This window comes from Pseudomonas sp. TH34, assembly GCF_016650865.1.
Classification (GTDB): Bacteria; Pseudomonadota; Gammaproteobacteria; order Pseudomonadales; family Pseudomonadaceae; genus Aquipseudomonas; species Aquipseudomonas yamanorum.
The window spans coordinates 1-21,402 of record NZ_JAEKFB010000033.1; the positions used below are offsets into that span (position 1 = coordinate 1).

19 protein-coding genes and 1 pseudogene are annotated in these 21,402 nt (G+C 60.8%); 8 read left to right on the top strand and 12 right to left on the bottom strand.

The genetic code is table 11. The annotated features are described in order from the left end of the window. Positions 1-55: 55 nt before the first annotated feature. A pseudogene (locus JFU58_RS25465) lies at positions 56-1,239 on the bottom strand (thiolase family protein). Between the two features lie 102 nt (positions 1,240-1,341). Continuing rightward, positions 1,342-2,859 (bottom strand): polyphosphate:AMP phosphotransferase, encoded by a 1,518-nt coding sequence (pap, locus tag JFU58_RS25470; RefSeq protein ID WP_177027304.1) that lies wholly within the window; start codon positions 2,857-2,859, stop codon positions 1,342-1,344. A 154-nt stretch (positions 2,860-3,013) separates the two neighbouring features. On the opposite strand from pap, the gene mnmC reads away from it, so the two are divergent. The 5 genes from mnmC to JFU58_RS25495 all read left to right on the top strand — a co-directional run bounded on the left by mnmC (position 3,014) and on the right by JFU58_RS25495 (position 10,320). Beyond that, positions 3,014-5,002 (top strand): bifunctional tRNA (5-methylaminomethyl-2-thiouridine)(34)-methyltransferase MnmD/FAD-dependent 5-carboxymethylaminomethyl-2-thiouridine(34) oxidoreductase MnmC, encoded by a 1,989-nt coding sequence (mnmC, locus tag JFU58_RS25475; RefSeq protein ID WP_201142685.1) that lies wholly within the window; start codon positions 3,014-3,016, stop codon positions 5,000-5,002. Positions 5,003-5,156: 154 nt separating this feature from the next. Further along, a complete protein-coding gene (locus tag JFU58_RS25480; RefSeq protein ID WP_063031962.1) occupies positions 5,157-6,929 on the top strand; it encodes an N-acetylglutaminylglutamine amidotransferase in 1,773 nt (590 codons plus the stop codon). A gap of 3 nt (positions 6,930-6,932) precedes the next feature. Next, on the top strand, positions 6,933-8,678 hold the full coding sequence (gene ngg / locus JFU58_RS25485; protein WP_063031964.1) for an N-acetylglutaminylglutamine synthetase: 1,746 nt from the start codon (positions 6,933-6,935) through the stop codon (positions 8,676-8,678). Between the two features lie 170 nt (positions 8,679-8,848). Next, positions 8,849-10,033: an osmoprotectant NAGGN system M42 family peptidase gene (locus JFU58_RS25490; protein WP_003216760.1), complete on the top strand. Its 1,185-nt coding sequence runs from the start codon at positions 8,849-8,851 to the stop codon at positions 10,031-10,033. A 59-nt stretch (positions 10,034-10,092) separates the two neighbouring features. Beyond that, entirely contained in the window at positions 10,093-10,320 is a 228-nt protein-coding gene (locus JFU58_RS25495) for a YheU family protein (RefSeq protein WP_003192759.1), read from the top strand. A gap of 3 nt (positions 10,321-10,323) precedes the next feature. On the opposite strand, the gene csrA is transcribed toward JFU58_RS25495, so the two are convergent. After that, positions 10,324-10,533 (bottom strand): carbon storage regulator CsrA, encoded by a 210-nt coding sequence (gene csrA, locus JFU58_RS25500; protein WP_063031965.1) that lies wholly within the window; start codon positions 10,531-10,533, stop codon positions 10,324-10,326. 163 nt (positions 10,534-10,696) lie between these two features. Continuing rightward, a complete protein-coding gene (locus JFU58_RS25505; RefSeq protein ID WP_177070704.1) occupies positions 10,697-11,512 on the bottom strand; it encodes an SDR family oxidoreductase in 816 nt (271 codons plus the stop codon). Positions 11,513-11,841: 329 nt separating this feature from the next. On the opposite strand from JFU58_RS25505, the gene JFU58_RS25510 reads away from it, so the two are divergent. Continuing rightward, positions 11,842-11,994, top strand: coding sequence for a DUF3309 family protein (locus tag JFU58_RS25510; protein WP_003216767.1), 153 nt, complete (start codon positions 11,842-11,844; stop codon positions 11,992-11,994). Positions 11,995-12,055: 61 nt separating this feature from the next. Here the strand turns inward: JFU58_RS25510 and JFU58_RS25515 are convergent, their stop codons facing one another. Then, on the bottom strand, positions 12,056-14,143 hold the full coding sequence (locus JFU58_RS25515) for an LTA synthase family protein (protein WP_201142686.1): 2,088 nt from the start codon (positions 14,141-14,143) through the stop codon (positions 12,056-12,058). Positions 14,144-14,464: 321 nt separating this feature from the next. Between JFU58_RS25515 and JFU58_RS25520 the strand changes: the two genes are divergently transcribed. After that, entirely contained in the window at positions 14,465-14,935 is a 471-nt protein-coding gene (locus JFU58_RS25520) for a methylated-DNA--[protein]-cysteine S-methyltransferase (RefSeq protein WP_177027327.1), read from the top strand. 111 nt (positions 14,936-15,046) lie between these two features. On the opposite strand, the gene JFU58_RS25525 is transcribed toward JFU58_RS25520, so the two are convergent. The 4 genes from JFU58_RS25525 to JFU58_RS25540 all read right to left on the bottom strand — a co-directional run bounded on the left by JFU58_RS25525 (position 15,047) and on the right by JFU58_RS25540 (position 18,317). Next, the gene (locus tag JFU58_RS25525; RefSeq protein ID WP_003172956.1) at positions 15,047-15,238 is read right to left on the bottom strand and encodes a PLDc N-terminal domain-containing protein; all 192 of its coding nucleotides are present in this window, start codon (positions 15,236-15,238) and stop codon (positions 15,047-15,049) included. 68 nt (positions 15,239-15,306) lie between these two features. Next, positions 15,307-15,837: a hypothetical protein gene (locus JFU58_RS25530; protein ID WP_177027307.1), complete on the bottom strand. Its 531-nt coding sequence runs from the start codon at positions 15,835-15,837 to the stop codon at positions 15,307-15,309. Between the two features lie 41 nt (positions 15,838-15,878). Then, positions 15,879-16,394, bottom strand: coding sequence for an ankyrin repeat domain-containing protein (locus tag JFU58_RS25535; RefSeq protein WP_201142687.1), 516 nt, complete (start codon positions 16,392-16,394; stop codon positions 15,879-15,881). Between the two features lie 96 nt (positions 16,395-16,490). Further along, positions 16,491-18,317: a long-chain-acyl-CoA synthetase gene (locus tag JFU58_RS25540; RefSeq protein ID WP_063031974.1), complete on the bottom strand. Its 1,827-nt coding sequence runs from the start codon at positions 18,315-18,317 to the stop codon at positions 16,491-16,493. A 396-nt stretch (positions 18,318-18,713) separates the two neighbouring features. Here JFU58_RS25540 and JFU58_RS25545 point away from each other — a divergent pair, with 396 nt between their 5' ends. Further along, positions 18,714-18,992, top strand: a complete 279-nt coding sequence (locus tag JFU58_RS25545) for a DUF3509 domain-containing protein (RefSeq protein ID WP_003216777.1) — start codon at positions 18,714-18,716, stop codon at positions 18,990-18,992. A gap of 54 nt (positions 18,993-19,046) precedes the next feature. Here the strand turns inward: JFU58_RS25545 and JFU58_RS25550 are convergent, their stop codons facing one another. From JFU58_RS25550 to JFU58_RS25560, 3 genes are all read right to left on the bottom strand, one after another. Next, the gene (locus JFU58_RS25550; protein ID WP_063031976.1) at positions 19,047-19,331 is read right to left on the bottom strand and encodes a response regulator transcription factor; all 285 of its coding nucleotides are present in this window, start codon (positions 19,329-19,331) and stop codon (positions 19,047-19,049) included. Between the two features lie 234 nt (positions 19,332-19,565). Then, the gene (locus JFU58_RS25555; protein ID WP_201142688.1) at positions 19,566-20,111 is read right to left on the bottom strand and encodes a 1,2-dihydroxy-3-keto-5-methylthiopentene dioxygenase; all 546 of its coding nucleotides are present in this window, start codon (positions 20,109-20,111) and stop codon (positions 19,566-19,568) included. A 28-nt stretch (positions 20,112-20,139) separates the two neighbouring features. After that, a complete protein-coding gene (locus tag JFU58_RS25560) occupies positions 20,140-21,291 on the bottom strand; it encodes an MFS transporter (protein ID WP_201142876.1) in 1,152 nt (383 codons plus the stop codon). Positions 21,292-21,402: the final 111 nt, after the last annotated feature.

Consider the following 21,402-nt stretch of genomic DNA (forward strand, 5'->3'; position numbering starts at 1 on the left):
TGTAAGAGCGAAACCATAAGCCGCCGTTACCTAAATAACGGATATGCCCCCCAACCTACCGCACCGCCTCAAACAACCCAGTAGCCCCCATCCCCCCCCAACACACATGGTAACGATGCCGTAACGCAACTTCCGCCGCTGCAACTCACGCACCAGATGCCCCACCTGCCGCGACCCCGTCATCCCAAACGGATGCCCGATGGAAATCGACCCACCGTTGACGTTGTACTTGGCATTATCAATTTCCAGTCGATTACGCGCATACAGACACTGCGAAGCAAATGCCTCATTCAGCTCCCACAAATCAATATCCGCCACCGTCAGCCCGCGAGCCTTGAGCAACTTGGGCACCGAAAACACCGGCCCAATCCCCATCTCATCCGGCTCACAACCCGCCACCGTAAACCCACGGAAAAACGCCTTCGGCTTCAGCCCCAATTCCAGGGCCTTCTCCAGGCTCATCACCAGTGTCATGGAAGCCCCATCAGACAACTGCGACGAATTCCCCGCCGTCACCGACCCATCCTCGGCAAACACCGGCTTCAACCCCGCAAGACTGGCCAAGGTCGTATCGGGACGATTGCAGTCATCACGGTCCACCACCCCATCCAACACCTGCACCGCGCCGGAGTTCTTGTCCTCGACCTTATACTTCACCGCCATCGGCACGATTTCATCATCAAACAACCCGTCAGCCTGGGCCTGAGCCGTACGCTGCTGGCTTTGCAGCGCATACAAATCCTGCTCCTCACGACTCACGTGATACCGCCGCGCAACGATTTCCGCGGTCTGCCCCATAGGGAAATAGATACCCGGCACCTGCTCCTTGAGCAACGGATTGATCAGGTTATCGGTGTTCACGCTTTTCATGGTCAAGCTGATGGACTCAACCCCGCCAGCCACGATGATGTCGCTGCAACCGGAAGCAATCTGGTTGGCCGCAATGGCGATCGCCTGCAAGCCAGAGGAACAGAAACGGTTAAGGGTCATGCCCGCCGTGCCGGTGCCCAGCTGCGACAACACCGCCACATTGCGGCCAATGTTGTAGCCCTGGGCACCTTCGTTGGAGCCGGCACCGACGATGCAATCCTCGACCGTGGCCGGGTCGATGCCGTTGCGGGTCAGCAGCGCGTTGACGCAATGGGCAGCCATGTCATCGGGACGGGTCTGGTTGAACTTGCCGCGAAAGGACTTGGCCAGGCCGGTTCGCACGCTGTCGACGATCACTACTTCACGCATGGGCTACCTCTATTGTTGGGGTTGTTGAGAGATGGATCGAGCATAGATCCCGCCCTCTTCAACCGCGACAATCATTCATCCCGCGTATGCAAAAGCATGGCGTTACTTCTTCTTGTCCTTCTTGTCGTGCTTGTCCGTCTTGTCGAACGCTTCCTCCAGCGCCCGGTTGATGGTGCGCAACACCTTCACCCGCGCCCAACGCTTGTCATTGGCTTCCACCAGCGTCCACGGGGCAATCTCGGTGCTGGTGCGGTCTACCATGTCACCCACCGCCGCTCGGTAGTCGTCCCACTTGTCGCGGTTGCGCCAGTCATCCTCGGTGATCTTGAAGCGTTTGAACGGGATTTCCTCGCGGGCCTGGAACCGCTCCAGCTGCGTCTGCTTGTCGATCGCCAGCCAGAACTTGACCACGATCACCCCGGCATCCCGCAGTTGCTCTTCAAAGTCGTTGATCTCGCCGTAGGCGCGCATCCAGTCCGTCGGCGTGCAGAAGCCTTCGATGCGTTCCACCAGCACCCGGCCGTACCAGGAGCGGTCGAACACGGTGAACATGCCCCGCGCCGGAATTTTCTGCCAGAAACGCCACAAGTAAGGCTGGGCGCGTTCGTCTTCGCTGGGCGCGGCAATCGGTACGATGTGGTACTGCCGGGGATCGAGGGCTGCCGCCACGCGGCGGATAGCACCGCCCTTGCCTGCCGCGTCGTTGCCTTCAAATACCGTCACCAACGCGTGTTTGCGCATGCGCTTGTCGCGCATCAGCCCGGAGAACCGCGCCTGTTCGGTAATCAGTTGTTCTTCGTAATCGTCCTTTTCAAGGCTCAGGCTCATGTCCAGGCTGTTCAGCAAGCTCATCTGGTCAACCGCCGACGGCAGCGGCGCCGGGTTCATGCCGCTGACTTTACCCTTGGGCACTTTCAAGGCGTTTTGCAGGCCTTCGAGCAGGATCTTGCCGACGGTCAGCCCGCGGTAGTGTGCATCGACCCCCTCGATCACGTACCACGGCGCATAGTCACGGCTGGTGCGGCGCAGGATCCGCTCACCGAAATGCACAAACTTGTCGTAGGTCTTTGACTGCTGCCAGTCCAGCGGGCTGATGCGCCAGCTGTGCAGCGGGTCATCCTGCAAGGCTTTGAGCCGGGATTTCATCTGCTTTTTGGACAGGTGAAACCAGAACTTGAAGATCAGCGCGCCTTCGTCACACAGCATCTTTTCCAGGCGCTCGGCACCGGCGATGGCCTGGTCGAGCCGCGCATCCTTGATCTCGCCATGCACGCGACTCTGCAGCATCTGGCTGTACCAGTTGCCAAAAAAGATCCCCATGCGGCCTTTCGCCGGCAGCTGGCGCCAGTAGCGCCACGCCGGCGGGCGGGCCAGTTCTTCGTCGGTCTGCTGGTCGAAGGTGCGTACTTCGATCAGGCGCGGGTCCATCCATTCATTCAGCAACTTGACGGTTTCGCCCTTGCCGGCGCCTTCGATGCCATTGATCAGGATGATCACCGGGAAGCGCTTCTGCTGCTGCAGTTCGTACTGCACTTCCAGCAGGGCTTCGCGTAAGGCCGGCACTTCGGCGTCGTAGGTGTCTTTGTCGATGGCGTGACCGATTTCGGCAGATTCGAACATGGGCGGCTCCGTTCCAGAATGAGGCAAGACTAGCGGATTGGACGGTGCAGCGCCGGAGGAAATTCCACACCCGGTTGTCATGGATCAATGACACCCCTGTTGATCAGCTAGAATGGCCGCCTTGTCTTTGCCTGCCGTATTTTATGAGCCGCCCATGAACCCCGTATCCCACGCCCAGCTCGACTGGGATGACCAAGGTCGCCCGCACTCGCGGGTGTTCGACGACGTGTACTTCTCCGACAAGTCGGGCCTTGAAGAAACCCGCTACGTGTTCCTTGAACAGAACCGTTTGCAGGAACGCTTTGCTGCGCTGCCGGTGGGTGGGCGCTTGGTGATTGGTGAGACCGGCTTTGGCACCGGGTTGAATTTCCTGTGCGCCTGGCAGTTGTTCGAGCAACACGCAGTGCCGGGTGCGCGCCTGCATTTTGTCAGCGTGGAAAAGTACCCGCTGAGCCACGCCGACCTGCAACGCGCCCTCGCCCTCTGGCCGGAACTTGCACCGATCGCCGAGCAACTGCTGGCGCAGTACATCGCGATCCATCAGGGCTTCCAGCGGCTGGTGCTGGATAACGGTCGCGTCACCCTGACCCTGTTGATCGGCGATGCCCTGGAGCAATTGCCACAGCTGGACGCTCAGGTCGACGCCTGGTTCCTCGACGGTTTCGCCCCGGCCAAAAACCCGGACATGTGGACTGCCGAGCTGTTCGCCGAACTGGCACGGCTGGCGGCGCCGGGCTCGACCATCAGCACCTTCACCAGCACCGGCTGGGTGCGCCGGCTGATCAATGGGGCCGGGTTCAAGATGAAGCGCACCCCGGGCATCGGCCACAAGTGGGAAATCCTGCGGGGTGAGTTTCTCGGCTGGCCCACTGAAACGCCCGCACCGGCCGCGACAAAACCCTGGTTTGCGCGCCCGCCTGCTGTTGCTGGTGAGCGCCACGCGCTCGTCATCGGCGGTGGCCTGGCCGGTTGCGCCACGGCCGCCAGCCTGGCGGCACGGGGCTGGCGGGTCAGCTTGCTGGAACGCCACGCAGCGCTCGCACAGGAAGCCTCCGGTAACCCGCAAGGGGTGTTGTACCTCAAGCTTTCAGCCCACGGCACGGCACTGTCGCAATTGATTCTCAGCGGTTTCGGTCACACGCGGCGCCTGCTGGAACACCTGCAACGTGGCGTGGACTGGGATGGCTGCGGCGTGCTGCAACTGGCCTTCAATGCCAAGGAAGCCGAGCGCCAGGCACAGCTGGCCAGCGCTTTTGCCCCGGACCTGTTGCACCTGCTGGATAAAGAGCAGGCCCAGGCACGTGCCGGAATAACCCTGGAGCAAGGGGGCTTGTTCTTCCCCGAGGGCGGCTGGGTACACCCGCCCGCGCTGTGCCAGTGGCAAGCCAGGCACCCGCTGATCGAGGTGCTGCAGCACCATGACGCCCTTGAGCTTAAGCAGGTCGACGGTGAGTGGCAGGCGCTGCAGGGCGATACGGTTCTGGCGCAGGCCAGCGTGGTAGTGCTGGCCGGTGCCGCCGAGATCAAGCGGTTTTCCTTCAGCGCTGACCTCCCCCTCAAACGCATCCGCGGGCAAATCACCCGGCTGCCGCAAACAGCGCAAAGCCAGGCGTTGGCCACGGTGGTGTGCGCCGAGGGTTACGTCGCCCCGCCACGCCTGGGCGAGCACACCCTCGGCGCCAGCTTTGACTTCAAGAGCGACGACCTTACGCCCACGGTGGCCGAGCACGTGGGCAACCTCGAGATGCTGCGGGAAATCTCCCCCGACCTGCTGCAACGCCTGGGCGCCGACAGCCTGGCACCCGAACAGCTCGAGGGCCGCGCCGCGTTCCGCTGCACCAGCCCGGACTACTTGCCGATCGTCGGGCCGCTGGCGGAACGCGAGATGTTTGATCAGACCTACGCCGCCCTCAGCAAAGACGCCCGGCACGTCCCGGATGCACCATGCCCCTGGTTGCACGGCCTGTATATCAACAGTGGCCATGGCTCACGCGGCTTGGTCACCGCGCCCCTCTGCGCAGAGCTGCTGGCCGCCTGGCTCGACAATGAGCCGCTGCCGCTGCCGCGCAGTGTCAGCGAAGCCTGTCACCCCAATCGGTTCGCGCTGCGGGCGCTGATTCGCGGTAACCCAAGCAAATCCTGAGGGCCAAGACGGACCCCCAGCCCGTCAAGGCTCATTGCCTTATAACGTATTGTTCTAAAACTCCCACAATTTACCCGGGTCAGTCTCTGGGTACCCGCCGTTTTGGCGGGCTGCATTTCTATCCCTCCCCAACGGAAAAACCGGTAAGGAATTTATGTGCGGATTAGCTGGAGAGTTACGTTTCGATCACCAACCTGCCGACCTGGCAGCGGTGGAACGAATCACCCATCACTTGGCGCCACGCGGTCCTGACGCGTGGGGCTTCCATGCTCAAGGGCCGATTGCCCTGGGCCATCGACGCCTGAAAATCATGGACCTGTCGGACGGCTCCGCCCAACCGATGGTCGACGCCCAACTGGGCCTGTCCCTGGCGTTCAACGGCGCGATCTATAACTTCCCGGAATTGCGTGAAGAGCTGGAAGCCCTGGGCTACGCCTTCTATTCCGGTGGCGACACCGAAGTGCTGCTCAAGGGCTACCACGCCTGGGGCGAAGCCTTGCTGCCCAAGCTCAACGGGATGTTCGCCTTCGCCATCTGGGAGCGCGATGCTAAGCGCCTGTTTATCGCCCGTGACCGCCTCGGCGTGAAGCCGCTGTACCTGTCGCGCACCGGCCAGCGCCTGCGTTTTGCTTCGGCATTGCCGGCGCTGCTCAAGGGTGGCGATATCAACCCGATCCTCGATCCGGTGGCCCTCAATCACTACCTGAATTTCCACGCCGTGGTGCCTGCGCCGCGCACCTTGCTGGCGGGCATTGAAAAACTGCCGCCTGCGTCGTGGATGCGCATCGACGCCGACGGCAAGACTGAACAGAAAACCTGGTGGACCCTGCCCTACGGCCCTCACGCCGATGAAGCCAACCTGACGCTCGAAGACTGGACCGACCGTGTGCTCGACAGCACCCGCGAAGCCGTGGCGATTCGTCAGCGGGCGGCAGTGGACGTGGGCGTGCTGCTTTCCGGCGGTGTCGACTCCAGCATGCTGGTGGGCCTTTTGCGGGAAGTCGGCGTGCAGGACCTGTCGACCTTCTCCATCGGCTTTGAAGACGCCGGTGGCGAGCGCGGCGACGAGTTCCAATATTCGGACTTGATCGCCAAGCATTACGGCACCCGGCACCATCAACTGCGCATCGCCGAAAGCGAAATCATCGAGCAATTGCCGGCCGCGTTCCGCGCCATGAGCGAGCCGATGGTCAGCCATGACTGCATCGCCTTCTACCTGCTGTCCCGGGAAGTCGCCAAGCACTGCAAGGTGGTGCAGAGCGGCCAGGGCGCCGATGAACTGTTCGCCGGTTACCACTGGTACCCGCAAGTGGACGGCGCCAGCGACCCGTATGCCGCCTACCGCGATGCGTTCTTCGACCGCAGCTACGACGACTACGCCGCCACTGTCGCGCCGAAATGGCTGACCGCGAATGACGCCGCCGGTGACTTCGTTCGCGAGCATTTCGCCCAGCCCGGCGCGGATGCGGCGGTGGACAAAGCCCTGCGCCTGGACAGCACCGTGATGCTGGTAGATGACCCGGTCAAGCGCGTCGACAACATGACCATGGCCTGGGGCCTGGAAGCGCGCACGCCGTTTCTCGACTACCGCCTGGTGGAACTGTCGGCCCGCGTGCCGGGTAAATTCAAACTGCCGGACGGCGGCAAGCAAGTGCTCAAGGAAGCCGCGCGCCGGGTGATCCCGAGCGAAGTCATCGACCGCAAGAAAGGTTATTTCCCGGTGCCCGGCCTCAAGCATTTGCAGGGCGATACCTTGAGCTGGGTGCGCGACCTGTTGCTGGACCCAAGCCAGGATCGCGGCCTGTTCAACCCGGCCATGCTCGACCGCCTGCTCACCGATCCCCAAGGCCAATTGACCCCGTTGCGCGGCTCCAAGCTGTGGCAACTGGCGGCGCTGAACCTGTGGCTCAGCGAACAAGGAATCTGATTCATGAAACCTCATGCCACGGCTTACAGCCAACGCTTGCTGCGGGGCCAGGCGCCCTCCTACGAGCGCCTGCAAGCCCGCTTCGCCGAAGACGGCAGCGAACTGGACCCCACGCCGATTGCCGTGCATTGCGGTTGGGGTCGGCTGTTGATCGGCCACACTTTTCCGGACCCCGCGAGCCTGGCCCTGGAGTTGCTCAACGAGCAGCCCGGCGAGCGGGATATCGCGCTGTATGTGGCGGCGCCACAGCAGATCCTCGGGATTGATCCCCAGCAGTTGTTTCTCGACCCGTCCGACACCTTGCGCCTGTGGTTCACCGACTATCGTCCGGCAACCCGGGTGTTTCGCGGGTTTCGGATTCGTCGGGTACAAAGCGAGGCGGACTGGCAGGCGGTGAACCAGCTGTACCAGGGGCGCGGCATGTTGCCGGTGGACCCGGCGCTGCTGACTCCACGTCATCAAGGCGGTCCGGTGTATTGGCTGGCCGAGGACGAAGACAGCGGCGCGGTGATCGGCAGCGTGATGGGCCTGAACCACCAGAAAGCCTTCCACGACCCGGAGAACGGTTGCAGCCTCTGGTGCCTGGCGGTGGACCCGCAATGCACCCGCCCCGGTGTGGGTGAAGTGTTGGTGCGCCACTTGATCGAACACTTCATGAGCCGTGGCCTGAGCTACCTTGACCTGTCAGTGCTGCACGACAACCGCCAGGCAAAAAGTCTCTACGCCAAACTCGGCTTTCGCGCACTGACCACCTTCGCCATCAAGCGCAAGAACGGGATCAACCAGCCGCTGTTCCTCGGCCCCGGCCCGCAGGCGGAGTTCAATCCCTATGCGCGGATCATCGTTGAGGAAGCTCATCGGCGCGGGATTGATGTGCAGGTGGACGATGCCGATGCCGGGCTGTTTACCCTGAGCCATGGTGGCCGCCGGGTGCGCTGCCGCGAGTCATTGAGCGACCTGACCAGCGCCATCAGCATGACTTTGTGCCAGGACAAGAGCCTGACCCACAAGGTGTTCAAGGCCGCCGGCCTGAACCTTCCGGCCCAGCAATTGGCCGGCAGTGCCGATGACAACCTGGAGTTTCTCGACGAGCACCAGCGCGTCGTGGTCAAGCCGCTGGACGGTGAGCAAGGCCAGGGTGTGGCGGTGGATTTGCAGACGATCGAGGACGTGCAGAAAGCGATTGAAGCTGCACGCCAGTTCGACTCGCGTGTGCTGCTGGAAAGCTTCCACGAAGGCCTCGACCTGCGGATTCTGGTGATCGGTTTTGAAGTAGTCGCTGCTGCCATTCGCCGCCCGGCGGAAGTCACCGGCGATGGCCAGCACTCCATCGGCGCGTTGATCGAGGCCCAGAGCCGCCGGCGCCAGGCCGCCACCGATGGCGAAAGCAAAATCCCCCTGGACCACGAAACCCAACGCACCCTGCACGCTGCCGGGTACGACTACAGCAGCATCCTGCCCCGTGGCGAACGCCTAGCGGTGCGGCGTACCGCCAACCTTCACACCGGTGGTTGCCTGGAAGACGTGACCGCCATCCTCCACCCGACCCTGGTGGACGCCGCCGTGCGCGCCGCCCGGGCCCTGGACATTCCCATGGTGGGCCTGGACCTGATGGTGCCGGCCGCCGACCAACCGGACTACGTCTTTATCGAAGCCAACGAACGGGCCGGGCTGGCCAACCATGAACCGCAGCCGACGGCTGAAAAGTTCGTGGACCTGCTGTTTCCCCATAGCCAGCCGACGGCTTGAGAAAGGTGTTGCCTTGACTGGCGCTTTCGCGAGCAAGCCCGCTCCCACAGGGGAATGCATTCCAAATGTGGGAGCGGGCTTGCTCGCGAAGACGCCGGTACAGCCAACACAATCTCTGAGGCGCCCCTTTCATCGAAACCATCGATGCCCTCAACTCATCAGGAGTTTCCATGACCCGAACCATCCCCGAACCGGATCTCGCTTACCTGCAAAAAGTGCTGCTGGAAATGCTCGCCATTCCCAGCCCCACCGGGTTTACCGACACCATCGTGCGCTACGTTGCCGAGCGCCTCGAAGAGCTGGGAATCCCCTTTGAAATGACCCGGCGCGGCACCATCCGCGCCACCCTCAAGGGCCAGAAAAACAGCCCTGACCGCGCCGTCTCCGCGCACCTGGACACCATCGGCGCCGCCGTGCGGGCAATCAAGGACAATGGCCGCCTGACCCTGGCACCCGTGGGCTGCTGGTCCAGCCGCTTTGCCGAAGGCAGCCGTGTCAGCCTGTTTACCGATAACGGCGTGATCCGTGGCAGCGTGTTGCCGTTGATGGCCTCCGGTCACGCGTTCAATACCGCCGTGGATGAAATGCCCATCAGCTGGGACCACATCGAACTGCGCCTGGACGCCTACTGCGCCACCCGCGCCGATTGTGATTCCCTGGGCATCAGCGTCGGCGATTTCGTCGCCTTCGACCCGCTGCCGGAGTTCACCGAGAGCGGGCATATCAGCGCCCGCCACCTGGACGATAAAGCCGGGGTTGCCGCACTGCTGGCGGCGCTCAAGGCGATTGTCGACAGCGGCCAACCGTTGCTGATCGACTGCCACCCGCTGTTCACCATCACCGAAGAAACCGGCAGTGGTGCAGCCGCAGCCTTGCCGTGGGATGTGAGTGAGTTCGTCGGGATCGATATCGCACCGGTGGCCCACGAGCAGCACTCCAGCGAACACGCGGTAAGTGTGGCGATGCAGGATTCCGGCGGGCCGTATGACTATCACCTGTCCCGCCACCTGCTGCGCCTGGCGGCGGAGAATGAGTTGCCGGTGCGCCGCGACCTGTTTCGCTATTATTTCAGCGACGCGCATTCGGCGGTGACCGCCGGCCACGACATTCGCACCGCACTGCTGGCATTCGGTTGCGATGCTACCCATGGCTATGAGCGCACGCACATCGACAGCCTCGCCGCGCTGAGTCGCCTGCTGGGCGCGTACATCCTCAGCCCGCCGGTGTTCGCCAGCGATGCACAGCCGGCCAAAGGCTCCCTCGACCGGTTCAGTCACCAGATCGAACACGACACGCAAATGGAGAGCGATACCCGCGTGCCGTCGGTGGACAGCCTGGTGGGTCAAAAAACCTGAGACTGGCAACTCGGATCCCGGCGCAGTAGCATCGCCGGGATTCCTTAGCCGAGGCTTGTATGCTGATTCCCTACGATGCACTTGAAGTCGACACCCTGACCCGCCTCATCGAAGACTTCGTGACCCGCGACGGCACCGACAATGGTGACGACACACCCCTGGAAACCCGGGTGCTGCGGGTACGCCAGGCATTGACCAAGGGCCAGGCGCTGATTGTCTTCGACCCCGAGAGCGAGCAGTGCCAGTTGATGCTCAAGCACGATGTGCCCAAGCATCTGTTCGACTGATACTCAGGGATTGGGCACAGGCACTGGATGGGTGTTGGTCTGCTGTCCCTGGCGACTGAGGATCTTTTGATAGACCTCCGCCCGGTGCACATTGACCCCCACCGGCGCTTCCACACCCAGCTTCACTTGGGTGCCGTTCACTTCCAGAATGCGCAAAGTGATCTGGTCGCCCACCGAAATTATTTCACCTACCGCGCGGCTTAATACCAGCATGGGGTTCGTCCTTTTTAAGTTACCGAACCCCGACCATGCGCCCCCCGCCCATCGCCATCAATGGCCTTCAGGCTAAACAGGCATGCCTTACACGCGCAGGTAATTTGCCTTACAGACAAGCGATGACAAATCGCGAATTGCGCCTCAGAACTAAACGCGATGTTCAGGCTTTGAGCGACTGAGCCTTGGCCCGCATCTTGTCCGCCATCACGGTCATCTCGTCATACAGCAGTTGCGGGTTCTTCTGCTTCAGTGCCCAGGCCATGCGTCCCTGCTCGTGGGGCAGGATCATGAATTGCCCTTCAGCCACCTGCTGGTAGATGTAGTCGGCGATCTGTGCGGCGGTGATCGGCGAGCTTTCCAGCAGCTTGCCCACTTGGGCCTTCATCGCCGGCGTCGGCCCGCGGAACGAGTCCAGGAGGTTGGTCTGGAAGAAGGAAGGGCACACCACGTGCACCCCGACTTCCTGCTGCTTGAGCTCCACCAGCAGGCTTTCCGAAAGCGCCACCACGCCGGCCTTGGCCACGTTGTAGTTGCTCATGGCCGGGCCTTGCATCAGGGCGGCCATGGAGGCGATGTTGATGATGCGGCCCTTGCTCTGTTCCAGCAATGGCAGGAAGGCCTTGCAGCCCTTGACCACGCCCATGAGGTTGATTGCGATCTGCCAGTCCCAGTCTTCCAGGGACAGTTCGCTGAAGAACCCGCCGGATGCGACACCGGCGTTGTTGACGATCGCGTCGATGCCGCCGAGCTTTTCCTCACAGGCCTGCGCGAAGGCGGTGAGCTGGCTGTAGTCGCGCACGTCGCAACGCTGGGTGAAACCGTCACCGCCGGCCTGGCGCACCAGCTTGAGGGTTTCTTGCAGGCCTGCTTCGCTGACGTCCGACAAGGCCAGTTGCCAACCCTCACGGGCCCAGCGCAGAGCGATTTCGCGACCCAGGCCAGAACCGGCGCCGGTGATCATCATGCGATTTTGCATAGGAAAGTAGCCTTGTGGTTCACGGAAGAAGTGAGCCGCAGTGTAGCGAAGGTTTTTCCTGCACCCACGCACCATCAGACTGCTGAATGCCCGAGGCAAACCGTGGGCCGGGTCGGATAGCTGGAAACCTGCCAAGTTCAATTTATTTGAACTAAGGGCGGTTATTTGCAACGGGGTTAAAGGAAATAAGCAAGTTAGCGAAAAGCTTTAAAAAAACACGGAATTTTCTGCCAAACACATTGGTCGGAGTTATTAAGGCGTCCGTATCAGTTGTCGGGCCTATTCGTTAAATAACAGGTCTTTTCAGAAGACAATAAGGAAAACAAAACATGAGCCTCATTCTTATCATTATTCTGATCCTCCTGCTGGTCGGCGGTCTTCCCGTGTTTCCCCACTCACGCAACTGGGGTTACGGGCCATCGGGTATTCTCGGTACTGTGTTGGTAGTGCTGCTGATTCTGTTGTTGCTCGGCAAGATATAACGCGTTCCAGCGTGCAAAAAAAAGAGGCCTTAAAAAGGCCTCTTTTTTTATGCGCGGGTGTTTAGTCCGGCTTGCCGTCCACTACACCTGCGGTGTTATCCAGCAGGCTCTTGGTAGCGGTCTGCAGGAACGATTCAAGCTTCTGCTTCAACGCAGCTTCGTCCGGCGATTCTGGAATCACCTTCCCGGTCGGGTTGGCGCCCAGTTCGTATTCCCACAACTTCGGTGGCATTTCCTTAGGCAGGACCAGCACGCGATCACCAGTGAGCAAGGCGACGGTCTGGTCGCTGCCCGACGGCTTGATCACGCCAAAGCCCTTGTCGCCTTCCGGCAGGTTGAGCAGGTCACGGCCCCAGCACTGGTGCAGGGTGTCACCCCCCAGGCGGCCCATGATGGTCGGCACGATGTCGATCTGGGTGCCCACGGTGTGGTTACGCTCGCCGAACTTCTCCTGCATGCCCGGTGCGATCATCAGCATCGGCACGTTGAAGCGGCCCAGGTCCATCTCGGTGATCTGCTGCTCGTTGCCGAAGCCGTGGTCGCCCACGATCACGAACAGGGTTTCCTTGAAGTACGGCTCCTTGCGGGCCTTTTCAAAGAACTGGCCCAAGGCCCAGTCAGAGTAGCGCATGGCGGTCAAATGCTCGTTGAGGCTGCCACGGTCGGTGACCTTCTCAACCGGCAATGGCGTCGGCAACGCGTACGGCGTGTGGTTGGACAGGGTTTGCAGCAGCGCATAGAACGGCTTGCCGCCTTCACGCGCCTTCAACTCTTCCAGGCCACGGTTGAACATGTCCTGGTCGGACACGCCCCAGGTCGGGTCAGAAAACACCGGGTTGACGAAGTCATTACGCCCGATGAAGTTGGTCATGCCCTGGTTGCTGAAGAAGCCCGACTGGTTGTCCCAGGCGAAATCGCCGTTGTAGACATACACGTCGTCAAACTTGCGGGCGCTGAGCAACTGCGGCAGACCCGAGAGCTTGTGGCTGCCTTCCGGAGTCTGCATCAGGTATTCGAAGCCCGGCAGGTTCGGGAAGCACGCCATGGTGGCGAACATACCCTGGTGGGTGTGGGTGCCGTTGGAGAAGAAACGGTCGAACAGCAGGCCTTCCTTGGACAGTTTGTCGAAGTACGGCGTGATGTTGCCCGGACGACCCAGGGCGCCTACCGAGTGACCGGCGAAGCTTTCCATCAGGATAACCACGACGTTCTTGATCGGCAGGGTCTTCTCGGCCGGCGGCGTGAAGTCACGGCGGACAGCGGCGGTGTCGGTGTCGACCAGTTTCTCGGTCGGCAGTACCAGCATGTCGCGCACAGTCTGGGTGGCCAACGGCTGTTCCAGGGTGGCTTTCCAGATGTTCGAGCGCTCTTCGGAGAAGCGCGCCTTCGCCGCCGCGATCAGCGACAAGGTCCCGTTGAGGCCCAACTGGTTGGCAAAGTTCGAGTCGGTGGTGTACACGTCACCCCAACGCAGCGGCGGGCCCTGGCGCAGGGTGCCACGGATGGCGACCACGGCGACCAGCAGGCAGACCACGAACACCGCGATGCGGGTGTACCACGGCGCCACCTGGCGGGTGCCGATGGTGCCACCGCTGAACGGGCCACGTGGGCGCGTTGCACGGTCGGCGCCTTTAAAGGCGATGCTCAGGATCAGCGTACCCACGGCCCAGGCCAGCAGGTAGCGCACCACCGGGAAACCGTACCAGAGCATGCTCATCACGGTTTTCGGGTCTTCCTTCACATACTGGAACACCAGGCCGTTGAGGCGCTGGTGGAATTCGCGGTAGAAGTCCATTTCCATCAGGCCCAGGAACAGGGCGATGCTGGACGCGACCGTCAGCCACAAGCGGAAAAACCCGCGCGCCGCCATGGCCCGCACGCTGAACAAGGCCAGCAGCAGCGGCACCAGCACGTACATCACCAGGCGGATATCCAGGCGCAGGCCGTTGGCGAACGCTTCAAGGAAGGTCGAGGCCGGTGTGTCGAGGATCATCTCGCGGTTGTAGACCAGCAGCGCCAGGCGCAGCAGGGAGAACATCACCATCATGATCAAGGCACAAAGCAGCGTGTACGCCAGATGGGATTTGACGGTCGGTTGCAGCAAGCGATTAGAAGCTCGCTGCTGATTCAGGGCGTCCGGGTTTGCCATGTCGTTTTAGGACCCATTGGAAGTTTAAGTTGCGAATGAATACAGCGGCGCCCTGCCCTCGCCCAGGCAGGCTGGGGGAGACGGTGAACGCAATGGCGCAAATGGTGCCCGATCAACGCCGGCAACGCCATTGATTACTCACTCCTGCAGTAGGTGGGCACTCGTTTTAGAGCACTCGACAGGGGAAATAGCCGGCGAATTGTCTTGGATGGAATGTGAAAATTTTGTACAGCGAATATCTCGACACACAAAAAACAGCCGGGATTGTAGCGGCCAACTTACCGCCGTATCTTTGCCCGCTGCCCTTCTGGATTGCCCATGATGTTTTATTGCTACCACCCAAGTCCCCTCGGCCCGCTGTTATTGGCAGCGGATGAGCAAGGGCTACGCCTCTTATATATGGACGTGCATCAAAGCCCGGTGCAGGCAGACTGGCGCCTGGCAACTAATGAGCTGGATGAAGCAAGACGGCAACTGGATGAGTATTTTGCGCGCAGGCGGGAAGTATTCGATCTGACACTGGCGCCGGTTGGCACGCCCTTCCAGCAGCAAGTCTGGCAGGCGTTGTTGCGAATTCCCTATGGGCACACCTGGACTTATGGCAAACAGGCGAAGTACCTGGAAAATCCCAAGGCGATCCGCGCGGTGGGCACGGCCAATGGCGCCAACCCGATTTCCATCATCATCCCCTGTCACCGTGTGGTGGGCAGCGATGGAACACTGGTGGGGTTTGGCGGCGGGATTGAAAACAAGGTGAAGTTGCTGGAGCTGGAAGGCAGCTGGTTGATCTAGTAACCGTAGCAGCTGTCGAGCCCGAGCGAGGCTGCGTCTGCGGTGTGTCAGGCACACCGCGAACGCAGCCTCGCTCACGCTCGACAGCTGCTACGTCTACGTTGCAGATCTTCAGATCCGCACGTTGCCGCGCGGCCCGGCGATCGCCCAGATGATCAAACCCAACACCGGCAGCAGCAGGATCAGCAGGATCCACAGCACTTTGGCGCCGGTACTCGCGCCGCTTTTGAACACATTGATGATCGCCCAGATATCCAGCGCGAGGATGATCAACCCGATCAGACCATTAAAAGTGGAACCCATGGTGTCGCTCCTAAGTGAGGGCTTGCCTGCTTAGGATAGTCAGCCGTGGCCAGGGGTTCCGTTTTATTTCAGACGTGTACCGCAACCCGCAGGGCTTCCAGGGACGGTTCGCCCTTGATCCCGACTTCGGCACACAACTCCAGCACCCGCGGCACGTCATTGCCGTAAACCAGCACGGTCTGGATCTCGTCGTCCAGCAGTTGGCTGAAGTTCATCAGCACATAGCCGCCGTTCTCCGGATTAAGCGCGCTCATCTGGATCTGGATGCGGTTCAGCGCAGTCAGGGCTTCGGTCTTGGCCAGTTGTTTGGGCTTGAGGTTGAAGGCCACGCCCGGGCCGAACGAGGCGACGATCTGGGCGAACAGATCCAGGTAGGTGTCGGCCTGGAACAGCACGGTCTCGGGCAGGCTGCCGACAACGATCCACTCGCCCAGGGGAATCGGGAAAGTGTCGTCGTAGTTGATGTCGGGGTTGGCGGCCAGGAAAGCTTCAGGATCGGCGTAGGCCTGGGCCGCTTCGTCCGCCACCTTGGCGATCTCGGGTTCGCTCATGCAGCCGGAGCTGATTTTGCTGATGAGTTCGACGAGTGCGGTTTTCATGGGGTGGTCCTGTGGCGGGGCTGATTTTGAGGGCGCAAAGCCTACACCAGTTTTTGCAACTGCGCCGCCGTATCCATTGCGCCCATGGTCTGCGCGGCTGCCAGCGCGGTCACGCCCTGGGCATCGGTGGCCTTGGGGTTGGCGCCCTGGCTGATCAGGTAATCCACCATTTCGGTACGGTTGAACATCGCCGCCATCATCAAGGCTGTGCGGCCATCTGAGGATGCGCCTTCGACCAACGCACCGCCTTCGATCAACGCCTTGACCACCGGCAGGTTGCCCTTGAACGCCGCGCCGGCAATCGGCAACTGGTTCTTGTCATTGGCAATCTGGGGATCGGCCTTGAATTCCAGCAGCACTTTTACCGCGTCCACGTGACCGTGGTAGGCCGACAGCATCAACAGCGTATCGCCATTGTGGTTACGCAGGTTCGGCGGCAAGCCTTTGGCCAGCAACGCAGCCAGCATCGCGGCATCACCCTTGCGCGCCACGTCGAACACTTGCTCGGCAAATTCGGCGGCTTCGTCTTCGGTCATTTGTTTGGCTTGGTCTGACATGTGGGGCTCCTTGTCTGGTGTTTCATAAGGCGCCCAGTCTCGCGATGGAGTTCCCCACTGTCATGCCTTTTTTCCCAAAAGCGCCAATAGGCAGAATCAATAACGGAACTTGCCCCCCTGGATTTCCGCCAGCAGTTGCCCGGTCACCGGCACGTAACTGTCCGATCCCGGCAGCCAGGCAAAGATCGGATCATCACCGGCCTTGCCTGGGTCGAACGCCTCCTCCTTGAGTTTTACCTTTTGGTATTTGAAGGTGCCGGTGGTTTCCATCTTCACTTTGATCCGCAGGAACAACGGCACCGCATACGCGGGCAGTTGCCCATGGGCAAACGTCAGCAGTTCGCGCATGTCCAGGGATGCCAGGGATTCCGCAGGGGTGATGGCGGCCATGCCAGCGCGGCCATTGGTGTTTTCAATCTCCACCCCGTAGGCCACCACTTCGGAGATCTGCGGGTGCTGCAGGAAGATGTTCTCGACTTCGGTGGTGGAGACATTTTCACCTTTCCAGCGATAGGTATCCCCCAGGCGGTCGACGAATTGGGCATGGCCGAAGCCGATGTTGCGCAACAGATCGCCGGTGTTGAAGTAGCGGTCGCCCTTCTCGAACACATCGCTGAGTACCACCTTGCGATTCTTCTCGGGGTCGGTGTAGCCGTCGAACGGTGCCTTGTCATCAATCCTGGCCAATAGCAGCCCTTGGCCGCCCTTCGGCACTTCGCGCATGAAGCCGTCAGTGCCGCGAATCGGCTCACAGCTGTCATGGGCGTAGTCCACCAGTGCCCAGTGCATCAGGGAAAAGCCGATGGTGTTGTCGAAATTCAGCACGTTGGTGAAACCGATATTGCCGTCACTGGCGGCGTACAGCTCGCAGATGTGATCGACGCCAAAGCGCTGCTTGAATTCGGCCCAGACGCCAGGGCGCAAGCCGTTGCCGATCATCTTCGTCACCCGGTTATCCCGGTCCTGCTCGCTGACAGGCTGGTCGATCAGGTAGCGGCACAGTTCGCCGACGTAACCGAGGGTGGTCGCATTGAATCGGCGCGCATCGTCCCAGAACTGGCTGGCGCTGAACTTGCGGCGAATCGCAAACCCCGACGCCCCGGCAATCGCTGAACCCCAGCACACGCACAGGCCGGTGGCGTGATACAGCGGCAAGGTGCAATACACGACATCCTCGGGGCCCATATCCAGGGCGATGGTGCCGAAACTGGCCGAGGTCCTCATCCAGCGGCCGTGTTTGAAAATACCGGCCTTGGGCAAGCCGGTGGTGCCGGAGGTGTAGATATAGAAGCAAGGGTCGTTGAAGTAGATCTGCTGGGTGCTGGCGGGGTTTTCCACCGGGCAATCGGCGCTGGCGGCCATCAGGTCTACGTAATTCGGCGGCACATGGGTGTGCTGCTGATCAGCAATAAACCAGGTGTTATCGGCCTCAATTGCCACCTGGCTGCGCACAGCGTCGTAGGCGCCTACCAACTCGGCCCCCACAACAATCGCCGCCGGCGTCACCAGGTTAAGGCTGTGGACCAGCGCCGCCTGGGTTTGCGAGGTATTGAGCATGGCGCAAATGCCGCCCACCTTGGCCACGGCCAGCACGCTGAGCAACAACTCGGGGCGGTTCTCGATAAACAAGGCCACCACGTCGCCCTTGCTGATCCCCTGCTGCTGCAGGTAATGGGCCATGCGGTTGGCTTGCTGGTTGGCCTGGCAATAGCTGAGCACGCGGTCGCCATACAGCAGCGCAGCGCCATCGGGATTGCGTTGAGTGGCTTGCTCGAACGTCCAGCCCAGACCGCACGGTTGCGCCGGGTCTGTGACGTTGGCGGCGCGCATACCGCGGACCAGGCGTGGCAGGGCACGGACAATGGTGGGCACCTTACGCAGCATCTTGCCCCAGGTGATCATGTCACTCGGCGGGTGGTTCATGGCAGGAACGTCCTTTTTCTTATTGTTCGTATGACCTCAAGCACCCTTCGCACCGTAAGACCGGCGCCGAATGCCTTGCAGGAAAATACGCCTGCCATTCTTCGGCTGTACACGCAGGATTTGAAAAGTTTTGTATCCCAAAAGGAAAAGGAATTTAACGGCCGGTGACGCGGTCACTATGGAAGACCTGCCTCGCCCACCCGTGGCGAAACAATTGGCAAAACCCCGCAAAATGCAGGATGTACGATGGCCATTCATGCAAATTGCACGAAACCGAAAATCTAAAAAATTTATAAGGCGCTGATTTATAACGATTTTTTAAGATACCCAGTACTGGCACAATCACTGCACCTATCACTCCACGCTGCAAAACATGAGCAAACGGAGCTGATAGATATGAGCCTGATCCAAGATAAATTTTCTTCTGTGTTCTCCAATTTCGACGTCACCACCCAGGCCCGTCCTGATGGCGGCATTTTGCTGACCTTGCGTAACAGCGAAGGCAAGCAGATCAAACGTTCGATCTCTTATCAGCAACTGCACACGGCCGACCAACTGACGTGGGTCATCAGCGCGATTCGTCGCGACCTGGCTGAACAAGCCAGCGACCTGCCACAGATTTCGATGCTGCAGAGCCAGAACCGCTTTGCCCTGCCGACTTACCATTCGGCTTGATTGACATGCAGGACCCGAACAGGTCGTGGTGCCGTTGCGCACCACGGCCTTTTTTTATTCGCACAATCCCTGCTTGATCGCCTCGTTCACAGCCTGGACGCGGTTAGTCACCTGCAACTTGCCGTAGATATTGCGCAGGTGAAACTTCACCGTGGCCTGGGAAATTGAGCGAATCCTGCTGATTTCCCACACCGTCTTACCCTCGACCGCCCAATGCAGAATTTCCCGTTCCTTTGGGGTCAAGGGCTTACCCGACAACATCGCACGCGTCTTGCGGCTGGCAACCGGCGCGTTATCAGTGTGCGTGGACGGTTGTTCCTGTGGCTCTGTACCGCTCATGCAGGCCTCCTCTTCATATGGGTCTTGTAACGCCCGAAGTCGGATTCCTCCTATTGACAGGCGAGTAAATATTTCGACCAGAGAGAGTTACACAAAGAGAGGAAGTATTAAGTAAGGCCAAGGATAAACAGCTGTTGCCCACAAACTTTAAAGTTTATTCCTACAGTGATTTCCAATCGGCAGGAATTGAACTAAAAAAAAAGCCCCCTATTCAGGAGGCATTGGCAGGCAACCTTAGTCCTCAAGCCGGGGAAAACCCTCGGCGATCGCGTCGCCGGTCAGGTTGACCGCCAGCCCTTCAGAATCACTGAACAGGCGGATCGCCACAAAATGCGGGTTCTCCCCCATATCAAACCAGTGTGGGATGCCGCCCGGCACCGAGATCAGGTCGTTTTTCTCGCAGAACACCGCGTACACATAGTCTTCGATGTGCAAGGTAAACAGCCCACGGCCCGCGACGAAGAAACGTACGTGATCTTGGGCCATGCGGTGTTCCTCCAGCCGCTCGGCGCGCAATTCGGCTTTTTGCGGGTGATCGTTGCTGACGCGGATCACATCAACGGTGGTGTAGCCGCGCTCGGTCATCAGCGTGTCGATGGGCGCCTGGTAGGCCGCGATGATCTCAATCTCGCTGGCGTCCGCCTCAAGCCGGGTAGCGGCCTGCCAGCGGTCAAACCCCACGCCCAGCTCGGCCAGGGTCGAGGCAATGTCGTCCTGGTGAGTCAGGACCTTGTTCGGGGTGTCGGGGGTGGAGACGTGGTAAACCGCGAGATAGCTCATCAAATTCTTCCTCTGTCACGGGAGCCGCTCATGGCCGCTCCTCTTGCAATCGAATGCCAATGATTAGGGCGGCGGCCAGGGCCGCAATGCTGGCAATGCTGAAGGTCAGGGTCGGCCCCAGCAGGTTCCAGCTGTAACCTGAATAGAGTGCGCCCAGCGCACCGCCGGTACCGGCCAGTGCCGCATACAGTGCCTGGCCCTGCCCTTGCTGGCGAGCACCAAAGCTGCGTTGCACGAACTGGATGGCCGCCGCGTGAAAACTGCCGAAGGTCGCCGCGTGCAACACCTGCGCCAACAACAGCACCCAGAAGAATTCGGCGAACGAGCCCAGCAGCAACCAGCGCAGCGCCGCCAGCAGGAAACTCGCCATCAGCACCCGGCGTACCGAAAAGCGCGAGAGAATCCGGCTCATGGCCAGGAACATCAAGACTTCCGCCACCACGCCCAGCGCCCACAGCATGCCGATCACGCCACGGCTGTAACCTAGGTGTTCAAGGTGCAAGGTCAGGAAGGTGTAGTACGGGCCGTGGCTCATCTGCATCAGCGCCACGCAGGCATAAAACGCGAGGACGCCGGGGCTGCGCAGTTGCCGCAAAAAGCCGTCACCGGCCAGGCGGTTGCCCTGGGCCGGCGGCTGCGCATTCGGTACCCACAGGCTCGCGCCGATGATGCCGGCCATGATCACCACGATCACCACCGGGTAGATGTCCAGGCTCAGCCAGTCGAACAGGCGGCCCATGATCACCACGGTGAGGATAAAACCGATGGAGCCCCACAACCGTACCTGGCTGTAGCGCGAGGTCTGGCCTTGCAGGTGCGCGAGGGTGATGACTTCAAACTGCGGCAGCACCGCATGCCAGAAGAACGCGTGCAAGGCCATGACCAGCGCCAGCCAAGCGTAGGTCTTGCTGACAAAGATCAGCGAGAAACTCACCAGGGTGCACACCGCGCCAAAGCGCACGATGGCCAGGCGCCGGCCGGTGTAATCCCCCAGCCAGCCCCACAGGTTGGGGGCCACGCAGCGCATCAACATGGGGATGGCCACCAGCTCGCCAATGCGCGCGCTGGAGAACCCCAAGTGATCGAAGTACAACGCGAGGAACGGCGCCGTCGCTCCCAGCAGGGCGAAATAGAACAGGTAGAAGCTGGAGAGTCGCCAGTATGGAAGGCCTTGCGTCAGCATAAGTGACTTGTGGCGAGCGAGCTTGCTCGCGCTGGGGCGCGAAGCGGCCCCACTAGAAGCGCCGCAGTTCTCCAGGTACTACCGGGTTGCAGGCTTTGGGGCCGCTTC

Coding starts and splice junctions, on each gene's coding strand:
- JFU58_RS25525 (WP_003172956.1), bottom strand. CDS start 15,238: ATGGGTTCCACTTTTAATGGTCTGATCGGGTTGATCATCCTCGCGCTG.
- JFU58_RS25520 (WP_177027327.1), top strand. CDS start 14,465: ATGTTTTATTGCTACCACCCAAGTCCCCTCGGCCCGCTGTTATTGGCA.
- JFU58_RS25540 (WP_063031974.1), bottom strand. CDS start 18,317: ATGAACCACCCGCCGAGTGACATGATCACCTGGGGCAAGATGCTGCGT.
- ngg (WP_063031964.1), top strand. CDS start 6,933: ATGAAACCTCATGCCACGGCTTACAGCCAACGCTTGCTGCGGGGCCAG.
- JFU58_RS25555 (WP_201142688.1), bottom strand. CDS start 20,111: ATGAGCTATCTCGCGGTTTACCACGTCTCCACCCCCGACACCCCGAAC.
- JFU58_RS25550 (WP_063031976.1), bottom strand. CDS start 19,331: ATGAGCGGTACAGAGCCACAGGAACAACCGTCCACGCACACTGATAAC.
- csrA (WP_063031965.1), bottom strand. CDS start 10,533: ATGCTGGTATTAAGCCGCGCGGTAGGTGAAATAATTTCGGTGGGCGAC.
- JFU58_RS25530 (WP_177027307.1), bottom strand. CDS start 15,837: ATGAAAACCGCACTCGTCGAACTCATCAGCAAAATCAGCTCCGGCTGC.
- JFU58_RS25510 (WP_003216767.1), top strand. CDS start 11,842: ATGAGCCTCATTCTTATCATTATTCTGATCCTCCTGCTGGTCGGCGGT.
- JFU58_RS25490 (WP_003216760.1), top strand. CDS start 8,849: ATGACCCGAACCATCCCCGAACCGGATCTCGCTTACCTGCAAAAAGTG.
- JFU58_RS25535 (WP_201142687.1), bottom strand. CDS start 16,394: ATGTCAGACCAAGCCAAACAAATGACCGAAGACGAAGCCGCCGAATTT.
- pap (WP_177027304.1), bottom strand. CDS start 2,859: ATGTTCGAATCTGCCGAAATCGGTCACGCCATCGACAAAGACACCTAC.
- JFU58_RS25545 (WP_003216777.1), top strand. CDS start 18,714: ATGAGCCTGATCCAAGATAAATTTTCTTCTGTGTTCTCCAATTTCGAC.
- JFU58_RS25495 (WP_003192759.1), top strand. CDS start 10,093: ATGCTGATTCCCTACGATGCACTTGAAGTCGACACCCTGACCCGCCTC.
- JFU58_RS25505 (WP_177070704.1), bottom strand. CDS start 11,512: ATGCAAAATCGCATGATGATCACCGGCGCCGGTTCTGGCCTGGGTCGC.
- JFU58_RS25480 (WP_063031962.1), top strand. CDS start 5,157: ATGTGCGGATTAGCTGGAGAGTTACGTTTCGATCACCAACCTGCCGAC.
- mnmC (WP_201142685.1), top strand. CDS start 3,014: ATGAACCCCGTATCCCACGCCCAGCTCGACTGGGATGACCAAGGTCGC.
- JFU58_RS25515 (WP_201142686.1), bottom strand. CDS start 14,143: ATGGCAAACCCGGACGCCCTGAATCAGCAGCGAGCTTCTAATCGCTTG.